This is a genomic window from Klenkia sp. PcliD-1-E, assembly GCF_024124375.1.
In the GTDB taxonomy this organism is placed as follows: domain Bacteria; phylum Actinomycetota; class Actinomycetes; order Mycobacteriales; family Geodermatophilaceae; genus Klenkia.
The window spans coordinates 1-13,263 of sequence record NZ_JAMXRZ010000112.1 but is presented as its reverse complement, the minus strand read 5'-3'; the positions used below and the strand labels follow the sequence as shown (position 1 = coordinate 13,263).

At 74.0% G+C, this 13,263-nt stretch carries 12 protein-coding genes; 11 read left to right on the top strand and 1 reads right to left on the bottom strand.

Annotation, left to right across the window (positions count from 1 at the left end; translation table 11 throughout):
• From NH342_RS18335 to NH342_RS18290, 10 genes are all read left to right on the top strand, one after another.
• Positions 1 to 933 (top strand): molybdopterin dinucleotide binding domain-containing protein (locus NH342_RS18335; protein WP_253016976.1); only part of this gene is annotated, 933 nt, incomplete at its 5' end.
• Entirely contained in the window at positions 930 to 2,393 is a 1,464-nt protein-coding gene (gene nuoH, locus NH342_RS18330) for an NADH-quinone oxidoreductase subunit NuoH (RefSeq protein ID WP_253016974.1), read from the top strand. The genes NH342_RS18335 and nuoH, both read left to right, overlap by 4 nt.
• The gene (gene nuoI / locus NH342_RS18325; RefSeq protein ID WP_253016972.1) at positions 2,386 to 2,970 is read left to right on the top strand and encodes an NADH-quinone oxidoreductase subunit NuoI; all 585 of its coding nucleotides are present in this window, start codon (positions 2,386 to 2,388) and stop codon (positions 2,968 to 2,970) included. The genes nuoH and nuoI overlap by 8 nt, the downstream gene beginning before the upstream one ends.
• Before the next feature lie 11 nt (positions 2,971 to 2,981).
• Positions 2,982 to 3,785, top strand: coding sequence for an NADH-quinone oxidoreductase subunit J (locus NH342_RS18320; protein WP_253016970.1), 804 nt, complete (start codon positions 2,982 to 2,984; stop codon positions 3,783 to 3,785).
• Positions 3,782 to 4,081, top strand: a complete 300-nt coding sequence (gene nuoK, locus NH342_RS18315; RefSeq protein ID WP_253016968.1) for an NADH-quinone oxidoreductase subunit NuoK — start codon at positions 3,782 to 3,784, stop codon at positions 4,079 to 4,081. Before NH342_RS18320 ends, nuoK begins: the two co-directional genes overlap by 4 nt.
• 10 nt (positions 4,082 to 4,091) lie before the next feature.
• Entirely contained in the window at positions 4,092 to 5,999 is a 1,908-nt protein-coding gene (nuoL, locus tag NH342_RS18310; RefSeq protein WP_253016966.1) for an NADH-quinone oxidoreductase subunit L, read from the top strand.
• Positions 6,000 to 6,030: 31 nt separating this feature from the next.
• Entirely contained in the window at positions 6,031 to 7,572 is a 1,542-nt protein-coding gene (locus NH342_RS18305; RefSeq protein WP_253016964.1) for an NADH-quinone oxidoreductase subunit M, read from the top strand.
• Positions 7,572 to 9,107, top strand: a complete 1,536-nt coding sequence (gene nuoN, locus NH342_RS18300; RefSeq protein ID WP_253016962.1) for an NADH-quinone oxidoreductase subunit NuoN — start codon at positions 7,572 to 7,574, stop codon at positions 9,105 to 9,107. The genes NH342_RS18305 and nuoN overlap by 1 nt, the downstream gene beginning before the upstream one ends.
• A 45-nt stretch (positions 9,108 to 9,152) precedes the next feature.
• Positions 9,153 to 10,217 (top strand): polyprenyl synthetase family protein, encoded by a 1,065-nt coding sequence (locus NH342_RS18295; protein ID WP_253016960.1) that lies wholly within the window; start codon positions 9,153 to 9,155, stop codon positions 10,215 to 10,217.
• Positions 10,218 to 10,243: 26 nt separating this feature from the next.
• Complete coding sequence (locus NH342_RS18290; RefSeq protein WP_253016958.1) at positions 10,244 to 11,440, top strand: sorbosone dehydrogenase family protein; 1,197 nt, start codon at positions 10,244 to 10,246, stop codon at positions 11,438 to 11,440.
• Here the strand turns inward: NH342_RS18290 and NH342_RS18285 are convergent.
• On the bottom strand, positions 11,424 to 12,080 hold the full coding sequence (locus tag NH342_RS18285) for a pyridoxamine 5'-phosphate oxidase family protein (RefSeq protein WP_374209485.1): 657 nt from the start codon (positions 12,078 to 12,080) through the stop codon (positions 11,424 to 11,426). The two genes, NH342_RS18290 and NH342_RS18285, sit on opposite strands and share 17 nt — an antisense overlap.
• A gap of 69 nt (positions 12,081 to 12,149) precedes the next feature.
• Here NH342_RS18285 and NH342_RS18280 point away from each other — a divergent pair.
• On the top strand, positions 12,150 to 13,263 hold a 1,114-nt coding region (locus tag NH342_RS18280; RefSeq protein ID WP_253016954.1), incomplete at its 3' end, for a PLP-dependent aminotransferase family protein.

Here is a 13,263-nt window from a genome sequence, read left to right as displayed (position 1 = left end):
GGGGCCCGCATCGCGTGGGTACCCCGCCGGGCGGGGGAGCGCGGCGCCGTCGAGGTCGGTGCGCTGCCCACGCTGCTGCCCGGGGGCCGCGGCGTCACCGACGCCGCCGACCGCGCCGACCTCGAGTCCGCCTGGGGCGTCGAGCTGCCCCGCCGGGCCGGCCGCGACACCACCGGCATCCTGCAGGCCGCCCGCGACGGCCGCCTGGGTGGCCTGCTCGTCGGCGGCGTCGACCCCGCCGACCTGCCCGACCCCGGCCTCGCCGAGGCCGCGCTGGCCGCCGCCGGCTTCGTGGTCAGCCTGGAGCTGTTCCCGACCGCGGTCACCGCGCACGCCGACGTCGTCCTGCCGGTCGCCGCGGCCCCCGAGAAGGCCGGCAGCTACCTGGACTGGGAGGGCCGGGTGCGCCCCTTCGACGCCACCCTGCACGGCAGCGGGCAGCTCACCGACGCCCGCGTGCTCACCGGCCTGGCCGACGCGATGGGCACCGACCTGGGGCTGGCCACCGTGGACGCCGCCCGCCGCGAGCTGGTCGCCCTCGGCGGCGCCGGCCGCGCCCGGCAGGTCCGCGGGCTGGACGTCGCCCCCGCCGGCAGCCCCCGGCTCGGCGCCGACCAGGTCGTGCTCGCCTCCTGGCGGCAGCTCCTGGACGACGGGACCCTGCAGCGGGACGAGCCCGCGCTGGCCGGCACCGCCCGTCCCCCGGTCGTCCGGCTGGCCAAGGAGACCGCCGTCCGGCTCGGCGTCGGGGACGGCGACCGGGTCAGCGTCACCGGGCCGACCGGCTCGATCACCCTGCCCGCGCGGATCACCGACATGCCCGACCGGGTGGTCTGGCTGCCGATGCGCTCGCCGGGCAGCCACGTCCGCACCCACCTCGGCGCCGCCCCGGGCGGGGTCGTGACGATCAGCGCAGCAGGGGGCCCGGCATGAACGACTCCCCGACCCTGGCCGACTTCGGCCAGGACGTCTGGTGGCTCGTGCTGATCAAGATCGTCGGCGTGTTCGGCCTGCTGGTCGTCATGACCCTGTTCGCGATCGTGTTCGAGCGCAAGGTCGTCGCCCGCATGCAGCAGCGCTCCGGCCCCAACCGGGTCGGCCCGCGTGGCTACCTCCAGAGCCTGGCCGACGGCCTCAAGCTCGCGTTCAAGGAGGACATCATGCCGGCGCTGGCCGACAAGCCGGTGTACTTCCTGGCCCCGGTCATCGCCACCATCCCGGCGTTCCTGGCCTTCTCGGTCATCCCGCTGGGCCCCGAGGTCTCGATCTTCGGGCAGCGCACGCCGCTGCAGCTCATCGACGCCCCCATCGGCGTCCTGGTGGTGCTGGCCTGCTCGGCGATGGGCGTCTACGGCATCGTGCTCGGCGGCTGGGCGTCGGGCTCGACCTACCCGCTGCTGGGGAGCCTGCGCAGCGCCGCCCAGATGGTCAGCTACGAGATCGCGATGGGCCTGTCCATCGTCGCGGTGTTCCTCTACGCCGGGACGATGAGCACCTCGGAGATCGTCGCCGCGCAGGCCGGGGACAACCGGCTGGACTTCTTCGGCCTCACCTTCGACGGCCCCAGCTGGTACGCCGTCCTGCTGCCGGTCAGCTTCATCATCTACGTCATCGCGGTGGTGGGGGAGACCAACCGGGCGCCCTTCGACCTGCCCGAGGCCGAGTCCGAGCTGGTCGGCGGGTTCCACACCGAGTACTCGTCGCTGAAGTTCGCGCTGTTCTTCCTCGCCGAGTACGTCAACATGGTCACCGTCTCCGCGCTGGCCGCGACGCTGTTCCTCGGCGGCTGGCGGGCCCCGTGGCCGATCTCGATCTGGGACGGCGCCAACTCCGGCTGGTGGCCGCTGCTGTGGTTCCTGCTCAAGGTCGTCGCCGCGCTGTTCGTCTTCATCTGGCTGCGCGGCACCCTGCCCCGCCTGCGCTACGACCAGTTCATGCGCTTCGGCTGGAAGGTGCTGGTCCCCACCGCCCTGGTGTGGATCCTCGCCGTCGCCACCATGCGCACCGTCTCCCGCGAGTACGACCTGTCCAGCGGCGAGGTGGCCGTCTACGTCGGGCTGCCGATCGCGGCCGTCGTCCTGGCGGTGCTGCTGGTCGCCTCCCGCAAGAGCAACGAGCCCACCCGGATCGCCGCCCTCAACGCCGCGGCCGGGTCCATCAACCCGACCGAGCCCGAGGTGCTGCCCCCGGTCCGCACCCCCGGCGCCAAGCACCGGCCCGCGCAGCGCATCGGCCCGGTCCGCGCCGAGGGCGGGTTCCCCATCCCGCCGATGGACCTCGTGGTGCCGCCCTCGCCGCGGCTGGCCAGCAAGGAACCGGTCGCCGCCGGCGCCCCCGTCGCGTCGGGTCGCCGCCGCCCGAGCCCCACCCCCCGGAAGGACGACGATGTCTGACCTGACCCCCGAGAAGCGGCACGGCGGCGAGGTCGAGCAGGCCGGCGGCACCCGCTCCGCCCCGGCCCCCCGCACCAGCCGGCTGCCCGGCCCCGCGCAGGGCTTCGGCGTCACCTTCTCGACGATGTTCAAGAAGGTCACCACCGAGCAGTACCCGGACGAGCCCAAGGTGACCAAGCCGCGCTACCACGGCCGGCACGTGCTCAACCGCCACCCCGACGGGCTGGAGAAGTGCGTGGGCTGCGAGCTGTGCGCCTGGGCCTGCCCCGCCGACGCCATCTACGTGGAGGGCGGGACCAACACCGAGGAGCAGCGGTTCTCCCCGGGCGAGCGGTACGGGCGGATCTACCAGATCAACTACCTGCGCTGCATCTTCTGCGGCCTGTGCATCGAGGCCTGCCCGACCCGCTCGCTGACGATGAGCAACGACTTCGAGCTGGCCGACGACTCCCGCGGCGACCTGGTCTACACCAAGGAGCAGCTGATGGCCCCGCTGCTGCCGGGCATGGAGCAGCCCCCGCACCCCATGCGGCTGGGCGACGACGAGCGCGACTACTACCTGCGGGCCGGGTCCTGATGGGCGACGGGATGGGCATCGAGATCGGGACGGCGGAGACCGTCGTCTTCTGGGTCCTGGGCCCCATCGCGCTGGCCGGGGCGCTGGGCATGGTGTTCGCCCGCAACGCCGTGCACTCGGCGCTGTTCCTGGTCAACACCATGCTGGCGCTGGGCGTGTTCTACGTCGTGCAGGAGGCGCCGTTCCTCGGCGCGGTGCAGATCATCGTCTACACCGGCGCGATCATGATCCTGTTCCTGTTCGTGCTCATGCTGGTCGGCCGCGACTCCTCCGACTCGGTCGTGGAGACCCTGCGCGGGCAGCGGGTGGCGGCCACCGTGCTGGGCATCGGGTTCGCCGGCCTGGTCGGCGCAGGGATCGCCCGCGCGACCGAGGGCATGGTCGTGACCGGCCTGGAGGGCGTGCAGGGCGGCGCCGGCGGTGCGGCCGACGGCAACATCGAGGCCATCGCCGGGCTGCTGTTCACCCGCTACCTGCTGGCCTTCGAGGTCACCAGCGCGCTGCTGATCACCGCCGCGGTCGGCGCCATGGTGCTGGCGCACATCGAGCGCGAGCCCGGCACCCGGCTGACCCAGAAGGAGCGGTCGCGGGCCCGCTTCCTCACCTCGGACCACCCGCAGACCCTGCCCGGCCCCGGCGTCTACGCCCGGGCCAACTCCATCGCCGCACCCGGCCGGCTGCCCGACGGCACCCCGTCGGAGGCCAGCTACGCCACCGGCGTCGAGCCCCAGGTGGTGGAGGAGCTGCCCCCGGGCGACCCCGCTTCCGGGGGCTCGGACGCCGCGATCGGCACGACCCGAGGGGTGACCCGGTGACGCTCACCAACTACCTGGTGCTGGCCGCGATCCTGTTCACCATCGGCGCCGTCGGCGTCCTGGTGCGGCGCAACGCGATCGTGGTCTTCATGTGCATCGAGCTGATGCTCAACTCGGTCAACCTCACCCTGGTCACCTTCGCCCGGTCCACCGGCACCCTCGACGGCCAGGTCATCGCCTTCTTCGTCATGGTGGTCGCCGCGGCCGAGGTCGTGGTCGGGCTGGCGATCATCATGTCGATCTACCGGACCCGCAGGTCGGCCTCGGTCGACGACGCGAACCTGCTGAAGTACTGAGGGCGCCGACATGGACACCGTGCCCGCGACCGGGCTCCTGGGCAGCACCTGGCTGCTGATCGCGCTGCCCCTGGCCGGGGCCGCCGTCCTGCTGCTGGGCGGGAAGCGCACCGACCGGTGGGGCCACCTGCTGGCCATCGGCACCGTCACCGCCGCGTTCGTGCTCGCCGTGCTCTGCACGGTGCAGCTCGCCGGGCTCGACCAGCGCAGCGCGTCGGTGGACCTGTTCACCTTCGTCTCCACCGGCCGGCTCGACGTCAGCGCGGGGCTGCTGGTCGACCCGCTGTCGATGACGTTCGCGCTGCTGATCACCGGCGTCGGAGCGCTCATCCACGTCTACTCGGTGGGTTACATGGCCCACGACCCCGGTCGCCGCCGGTTCTTCGCCTACCTCAACCTGTTCGTCGCGGCGATGCTGCTGCTGGTGCTGGGCAACAGCTTCGTGGCCCTCTACGTGGGCTGGGAGGGCGTGGGCCTGGCGTCCTACCTGCTCATCGCGTTCTGGTACACCCGCCCGGCCGCGGCGACCGCGGCCAAGAAGGCGTTCGTGATGAACCGGGTCGGCGACGTGGGCCTGGCGCTGGCGATCTTCCTGATGTTCACCCAGCTCGGCACCACCTCCTACGAGGGCGTGCTCGGCTCGGTCGGCCTGCTCGCCGGCGGCACGGTCACCGGCATCGGATTGCTCCTGCTGCTGGGTGCCTGCGGCAAGTCCGGCCAGTTCCCCCTGCAGGCCTGGCTGCCCGACGCCATGGAGGGCCCCACCCCGGTCTCGGCGCTGATCCACGCCGCCACCATGGTCACCGCCGGGGTCTACCTGATCGCCCGCTCGGCGCCGATCTACGACGCCGCCCCCGCCGCGCAGACCGTCGTGGTCGTCATCGGCGCGATCACGATCATGATCGGCGCGATCGCCGGCTGCGCCTACGACGACATCAAGAAGGTGCTGGCCTGGTCCACGGTCAGCCAGATCGGCTACATGTTCCTGGCCGTGGGCCTGGGCCCGGTCGGCTACGCCGCGGGCATCGCGCACCTGCTCACCCACGGCTTCTTCAAGGCCGGGCTGTTCCTCGGCGCCGGGTCGGTCATGCACGGCATGGGGGACCGCACCGACATGCGCCGCTTCGGCGGTCTGGCCACGAGGATGAAGACCACCTTCGTCACCTTCGGCCTGGGCTACCTGGCGCTGATCGGGTTCCCGTTCCTGTCCGGCTACTGGACCAAGGACGCGATCATCGAGGCCGCCTTCGACCGCGGCGGCGCCTCGGGCTGGGTCCTGGGCGGCGTCGCCGTCCTCGGCGCCGGGCTGACCGCGTTCTACATGACCCGGCTGGTGCTGATGACCTTCTTCGGCAGGCCGCGCTGGGAGGAGGGCGTGCACCCGCACGAGTCGCCCGCGGTGATGACCCTGCCGATGGTGGTGCTCGCCGTCGGGTCGGTCGCCGCAGGGTTCCTGCTGGTCGAGGCCTTCCCGCTGGCCGACTGGCTCGCCCCGGTGTTCGGCGAGCCCGAGGAGGCGGCCGCGCACGCCATCCCGCCGCTGGCGGTCAGCCTGCTGGTGACCGTCGTGGTGGCGCTGGGCGTCCTGGCTGCCTGGCTGGCCGTGGGCCGCCGCGAGGTGCCCACCACCGCACCGGTCCGGGTCTCCGCCCCGGTGCGCGCCGCCCGCGCGGGCCTCTACGCCGACGCGGTCAACGAGGCGGTGTTCATGCGCCCGGGCATGCGGCTGGTGACGGCCCTGCGGCTCGTCGACGACCAGGGCGTCGACGGCGTGGTGAACGGCATCGGCGCGGGCCTCGGCGGGTCCTCGGCCCGGCTGGGCCGGGCGCAGACCGGCTTCGTGCGGTCCTACGCCCTCGGCATGCTCGGCGGCGCCGTGCTCGTCGCGGGTGCCCTGCTGGCGGTGACGGCGGGATGACCACCCCCCTCTGGACGAAGGAGTCCCGGTCGTGAGCGACTTCCCCTGGCTGCTCACGATGGTGGTGGTCCCCGCGGTCGGCGGTGCCGCGGTGGCTGCGCTGCCCAAGGGGCGTGACGCGCTGGCCAAGCAGGTCGCGCTCGCGGTCAGCGTGGCCGTCCTCGTGCTCGCGCTGCTGGCCACCGTCGCCTTCGACACCGGCGGCGCGCGGTTCCAGCTGACCACCTCGGTCGCCTGGATCCCCAGCTTCGGCGTCGACTTCGCCCTCGGCGTCGACGGCATCGCGCTGGTGATGCTGCTGCTCATCGGCGTGCTGGTGCCGGTGGTCGTCGTCGCCTCCTGGCGCGACACCGGCCCCGGCGACCGGTCCATGAAGGCCTACTTCGCCTGGCTGCTGGTGCTCGAGGCGATGATGGTCGGCGTCTTCGCGGCCACCGACGTGTTCCTGTTCTACGTGTTCTTCGAGGCCATGCTCGTGCCGATGTACTTCATCATCGGCAGCTTCGGCGGGCCGCGCCGGCAGTACGCCGCGGTGAAGTTCTTCCTGTACAGCCTGCTCGGCGGGCTGGTCATGCTCGCCTCGGTCATCGGCCTGTACGTGGTCAGCAACTCCTCCCTCGGCGAGGGCACCTTCGCCTTCGACGCACTGCGGCAGCTCGACATCGACCCCGGCGTGCAGAAGCTGCTGTTCCTCGGTTTCTTCGTCGCCTTCGCCATCAAGGCCCCGCTCGTGCCCTTCCACACCTGGCTGCCCGTCTCGGGCGCCGAGGCGCCGGTGGGCGGGGCGGTGCTGCTGGTCGGCGTGCTGGACAAGGTCGGCACGTTCGGGTTCATCCGGTACTGCCTGCCGCTGTTCCCCGATGCCTCCCGCACCTTCGCGCCCTGGGTCCTCGGGCTGGCGGTGGCCGGCATCCTCTACGGGGCGGTGCTGGCGATGGGCCAGTCGGACATGAAGCGGCTGGTCACCTACACCTCGATCGCCCACTTCGGGTTCATCGCGCTGGGCATCTTCGCCTTCACCGCCGAGGGCGGGTCCGGCGCCGTCCTCTACATGGTCAACCACGGCATCTCGACCGGGATCCTCTTCCTGGTCGTCGGCATGGTGATCACCCGCGGCGGGTCGCGCAGCATCGCCGACTACGGCGGCATCGGGAGGAAGGCACCGGTGCTGGCCGGGGTGTTTCTGGTCGCGGGCCTGTCCAGCCTGGCGCTGCCGGGGACCAACAGCTTCGTGTCGGAGTTCCTGGTGCTGCTGGGGTCCTTCCCGACCCGGCCGGTGTTCACCATCGTCGCCACCGTCGGCATCGTGCTCGCCGCCCTCTACGTCCTGCTGCTGGTCCAGCGGGCGGTGCACGGCCCGGCCCGCGGCCTGGTCACCGAGAAGGCGTTCCCTGACCTGCGCCGCCGCGAGCTCGTCGTCGTCGCCCCGCTGCTGGCGCTGGTCATCGGCCTCGGTGTGTACCCGCAGCCGCTGCTGGACCTGATCAACCCGGCCGTGGCCGCCACCATGGGCGACATCGGCTCCGACCCCGGGGGCACCCAGCCCGCCGTCGCCGAGCAGGGGGGCAACTGATGATCGAGGCTCCGGACCTGTCCCTGTCCGCGCTCAGCCCCTTCCTGTTCGTCTTCGGCGCCGCGCTGGTCGGGGTGCTCGTGGAGTCCTTCGCCCCCCGGCACGTCCGCCAGCCCACCCAGGTCGCGCTCGCCCTGGTCGGCACGGTCGGGGGCTTCGCCGCCACCCTGCTGCTGGCCGGCAGCGGGGAGGTCACCGCCGCCGGTGCGCTGGCCGTCGACGGGGCGGGGCTGTTCCTGCAGGCCACCATCGCCGGCCTGGGCGCGCTGTCGGTCCTGCTGTTCGCCGAGCGGGCGCTGGACCCCGCGAAGTCGGCCTTCGTCGCCTCCGCCGCGGTCCCCGCCGGCAGCCCGCGCGACCGGGAGCTGCTCACCGACGAACGCGTGCAGACCGAGGTCTACCCGCTGGCCACGTTCGCCGTCGGCGGCATGATGCTCTTCGTCGCGGCCAACGACCTGCTGGTCATGTTCATCGCCCTCGAGGTGCTGAGCCTGCCCCTGTACCTGATCTGCGGCCTGTCCCGCCGCCGGCGGCTGCTGAGCCAGGAGGCGGCGGTCAAGTACTTCCTGCTCGGGGCGTTCGCCTCGGCGTTCTTCCTGTACGGCCTGGCCCTGGTCTACGGCGCCACCGGCACCGTGCAGCTGGCCGGCATCCGGGAGTCGGTCACCGCCGACGGCACCGGCACCCTGCTGGTGCTGGGCCTGGGCCTGCTGGTCGTCGGCCTGATGTTCAAGGCCTCGGTCGCGCCGTTCCACACCTGGACGCCGGACGTCTACCAGGGCGCGCCCACCCCGGTCACCGCGTTCATGGCCGCCTGCACCAAGGTCGCCGCGTTCGGGGCCATCCTGCGGCTGCTCTACGTCGCCTTCGGCACGGCGGACTGGACCTGGCGGCCGCTGGTCTACGGCATCGCGATCGTGTCGATGGTCGTCGGCGCCGTCCTCGGCCTGACCCAGACCGACGTCAAGCGCATGCTCGCCTACTCCTCGATCGCGCACGCCGGGTTCCTGCTCACCGGTGTCATCGGCCTGGACTCGGGCACCGGTTCCGGCCTCGCCGCGACGCTGTTCTACCTGCTGGCCTACGGCCTGACCACGGTCGGCGCGTTCGCCGTGGTGACCCTGGTCCGGGACGGCGACGGCGAGGCCACCGCGCTGTCGCAGTGGGCCGGCCTGGCCCGGCGGTCCCCGCTGACCGCGGGCGTGATGACCTTCCTGCTGCTCGCGCTGGCCGGCATCCCGCTGACCAGCGGCTTCACCGGGAAGTTCGCGGTCTTCCGCGCCGCGATCGAGGTCGGCGCCTGGCCGCTGGCCGTCGTCGCGCTGGTCACCAGCGCGGTCGCGGGGTTCTTCTACCTGCGGCTGGTCGTGCTCATGTACTTCTCCGACCCCGCCCCGGACGGGCCCTCGGTGGGTGTCCCGGGCCTGCCCACGACCGTCGTGCTGGCCGTGACCGTCGCCGCCACGCTCGTGCTCGGCGTCGTCCCCGGGTCGGTGCTGGACCTGGCCGACCGCGCGGCGACGCTGGTCGGGTAGGCCAGCCGTCGGCGGCCGGGCCTGCGGCGACTAGATTCAGCGACGATGAGCGGAGCCAGCGCCCTCACCGCCAGCGGTGACGGCAGCCAGACGCAGACGTGGCACAAGCCGGGCAGGCCGGCGTCCACGGTGGGCTCGTGGCTGCCCGACGGGCCGCTGGGCGAGTCGTTGTCCGCGGGCCTGGCCCGCGTCGAGGACGCGCTGCACGCCGCCGCGGTCAGCGACTCCCCGTTCGTGGCCGAGGCCGCGGCCCACCTGATGACCGCCGGCGGCAAGCGGTTCCGCCCCGTGCTGGCGCTGCTGGCCGCCCAGCTCGGCGACGCCGACTCCGACGAGGTGGTGTCCGCGGCGGTGGTCTGCGAGCTCACCCACCTGGCCACGCTGTACCACGACGACGTCATGGACGAGGCCGCCGTCCGGCGCGGTGCCCCCAGCGCGAACAGCCGCTGGTCCAACAGCATCGCCATCCTGACCGGCGACTTCCTCTTCGCCCGGGCCTCGGACCTGCTGGCCGACCTCGGCCCCGAGGCGGTGCGCATCCAGGCCCGCACGTTCGAGCGCCTGGTCACCGGGCAGATCCGGGAGACCGTCGGCCCGGTCGAGGGCGAGGACCCGATCGAGCACCACCTGTCGGTGCTGGCCGACAAGACCGGCTCGCTGGTGGCCACCTCGGCCCGCTTCGGCGCCACCTTCGCCGGCGTCGACCGCGCCGTCGTCGAGGACCTCACCGCCTACGCCGAGGAGATCGGCGTGGCCTTCCAGCTGGCCGACGACCTCATCGACATCGTCAGCGACGGCGGCACCTCCGGGAAGTCGCCGGGCACCGACCTGCGCGAGGGCATCGCCACCCTGCCGGTGCTGCTGGCCCGCGCCGGCGACGACCCGGCCGAGGCCCGGCTGCGGGCGCTGGTCGCCGGGCCCATCACCGACGACGCCGAGCACGCCGAGGCGCTGTCCCTGCTGCGCGGGTCGGCGTCGCTGGCCCGGGCCACCGAGGTGCTGCACTCCTACGCCGACCGGGCCCGCGCCCGGCTGGGCCGGGTGCCCGAGGGTGAGGTCCGCGAGGCGCTGTCGGCCCTGTGCGACTACGTGGTCACCCGCAGCGCCTGACCGCGACACCAGGGAGACTGGAGCGGGTGACCCCCCGCGCCGCCCGCCCCGCCGCCCTGCTCACCGGACTCGTGCTCCTCGCCGGCTGCTCGTCCGGGAGCTCGACCTCCGACGCCGACGCCGCAGCCATCTCCGCCCCGGCCGACGCCCCCGCCCTCGACGTCGAGGTGGTCCTCGACGGCCTGGACCACCCGTGGGACGTCGCCCAGGCCCCCGACGGCACCCTGCTGGTCGACCAGCGCGCCGGCGGGTTCACCGCCGTCCGCCCCGACGGGTCGACCCAGCAGGTCGCCGCCGACCTCGACGACCTGTGGGCCGAGGGCGAGACCGGCCTCATGGGCCTGGTGCTGGACCCCGGGTTCGCCGACAGCCGCCGGTTCTACACCTGCATGGGCGTCGCCGACGGCGGGGCGGACGGCGGCCCGGGCATCGAGGTCACCGCCTGGACCGTCGACGAGGGCTGGACGGCGGCCACCCGCGTCGCCGACCCGCTGGTGGGCGGCATCCCGGTCAACGCCGACTCCGGCCGGCACGGCGGCTGCCGGCTGCGCTTCGACGGCGACGGCCGCCTGCTGATCGGCACCGGCGACAACGCCCTGGGCACCAACCCGCAGGACCTCTCCACGCTGGCCGGCAAGCTGCTGCGCGTCGACCCGGCCAGCGGGCAGCCGTCGGCGGACAACCCGTTCCTCGAGCTCACCGACCCCACCTCGCACGCGATCGTGGGCTACGGCCACCGCAACGTGCAGGGGATCGCCGTCCAGCCCGGCACCGGGGCGGTGTACACCGCCGAGCAGGGCAGCCAGGTCGACGACGAGGTCAACCTCGCCACCGACGGCGGCAACTACGGCTGGGACCCGGTCGGCCAGGGCGAGTACGACGAGAGCGTCCCGATGACCGACCCGGAGATCCCCGGGGCGATCGAGGCCGTGTGGTCCTCCGGCGACCCCACCATCGCGGTCTCGGGCATCACCTTCCTCGACGGGGAGCAGTGGGGCGCCTACGACGGACTGCTGCTGCTCGGCGTGCAGAAGGACACCGGTGTCCTCGCGCTGCGGCTGGCCGACGACGGCTCGCTCGTGGAGCAGTTCCGCATCCCCGAGCTCGAGGGCACCTACGGCCGGGTGCGGACCCCGCAGCTGGGCAGCGACGGCGCGCTGTACCTGACCACCGACAACGGCGAGGGCGCCGACCAGCTGCTGCGGGTCACGCCCGCGAGCTGACCCGCCCGGGCACCGGCGTCCCGGCGGGGAGCTGCGGGCACGGCTCCGGCTCGCCCCAGACCGTGCGCAGCGGCAGGACGCCGGCCCAGTCGGCCTGCGGGTCGGCGATGTCCCGCTCGTCCTCCCCGGGCGGGCCGGTGCGGATCTTCACGCTGGCCTCGGTCAGGTCCAGCGCGAGCACCGCGGTGGCGGCCAGCTCCTTGCGGTCCGGGCGCCGGCTGTGGTCCCACGACCCGGGTGCCAGGTGCTCGGTGAGCACGGCCAGCCCGTGCAGCCGCTCGTCGGGGTCGGTCACCAGCCGGGCGGTGCCCTGCACGACGGCGGACCGGTGGTTCATCGAGTGGTGGAAGGCCGACCGCGCGTAGACGACCCCGTCGACCAGGGTGACGGTGAAGCAGACCGGGACGCCCTCGGCCGCCGCGCGCAGGGACGCCGCGCCGCTGGAGCCGTGCAGGTACAGGGTCTCGCCGTCCCGGCCGTACCCGGTCGGCAGCACCACCGGTCCCGACGGCATGACCAACCCGAGGTGGCCGACCAGGCCGGCGTCGAGGACGGCGTGCAGGTCGGCGCGGGCGGTACGGGCCCGGACGGCGTTGCGGCGGACGGTGGAGCGGGGCGTGGGGGACAGCGGGGTGCTCACGCGGACCATCCTCCGGCTCCAGGTGGCATCCTCCGAGAGCCAATCCGCACCCGTTCCAGGAGGCCACCGGTGATCGAGGCCCCGCCCGTCGTCGTCGACCGCAGCTCCCGGGTGCCGCTGGCCGTGCAGCTGGCCGACGGGCTGCGCGGGGCGGCCGGCCTGCGGCCCGGTGACCGGCTGCCCTCCACCCGCGACCTGGCCCGGGCGCTGGGCGTCAGCCGCACCGTCACCGCGGCGGCCTACGACCAGCTGCTGGCCGAGGGCTGGGTGGCCGGACGGCGCGGGGTGGGCACCTTCGTCGTCGGCGGGGCCGTGCCCGCTGCCGGGCCGGCCCGACCCGTCGTCGTCCCGGCACCGCCGGCGGTGGACCTGCAGCCCGGCGCGCCGTGCACCGAGGTGCTCGACCGCGCCGCCTGGCGTCGCGCCTGGCGGCGGGCCGGTGACCGTGACCCGGACCCCGGCTACGACCCGGCCGGGGACCCGGCGCTGCGCACCGCGGTCGTCGACCACCTGCTCCGGCACCGTGGCCTGCCCGCCGACCCCGCGGACGTGCTGGCCACCGCCGGCACCTCGGCCGCGGTCGCCGAGCTGGCCGGCCTGCTGGGCCCCGGCGCGCGGGTCGGCGTGGAGGACCCCGGCTACCGCCGGGCCGTGGGCGCGCTGCGGGCCGCGGGCGCCGAGGCGGTGCCGCTGCCGGTGGACGACGACGGCCTGGTGGTCGACGCCGTGCCCCGCGGGCTGGACGCCGTCTACTGCACCCCGGCCCACCAGTTCCCGCTCGGTGGCCGGTTGCCGGCCGCCCGCCGGACCGCGCTGGTGCACCGCGCCCGCACCGAGGGCTTCGTCGTCTGGGAGGACGACTACGACGGCGAGCTGCGCTACGACGTGGCCCCGCTGCCCCTGCTCGCCGCACTCGCCCCCGACGTCGTCGTGCACCTGGGGACGGCGTCCAAGGTGCTCACCCCGACCCTCGGCCTGGGCTGGCTGGTCGCGCCGCCCGCGGTGCGCGACCAGCTGCTGGAGCGCCGCACCGCCACCGGTCAGCGCCCGGCCCGGGCCGGCCAGCGGGTGTTCGCCGAGCTGGCCGCCTCCGGGGACCTCGCCCGGCACCTGCGCCGGCTGCGCCGCGAGCTGGCTGCCCGCCGCGACCTGGTCCGCGCCGCGGTCACCGCCGCCGGGTGCG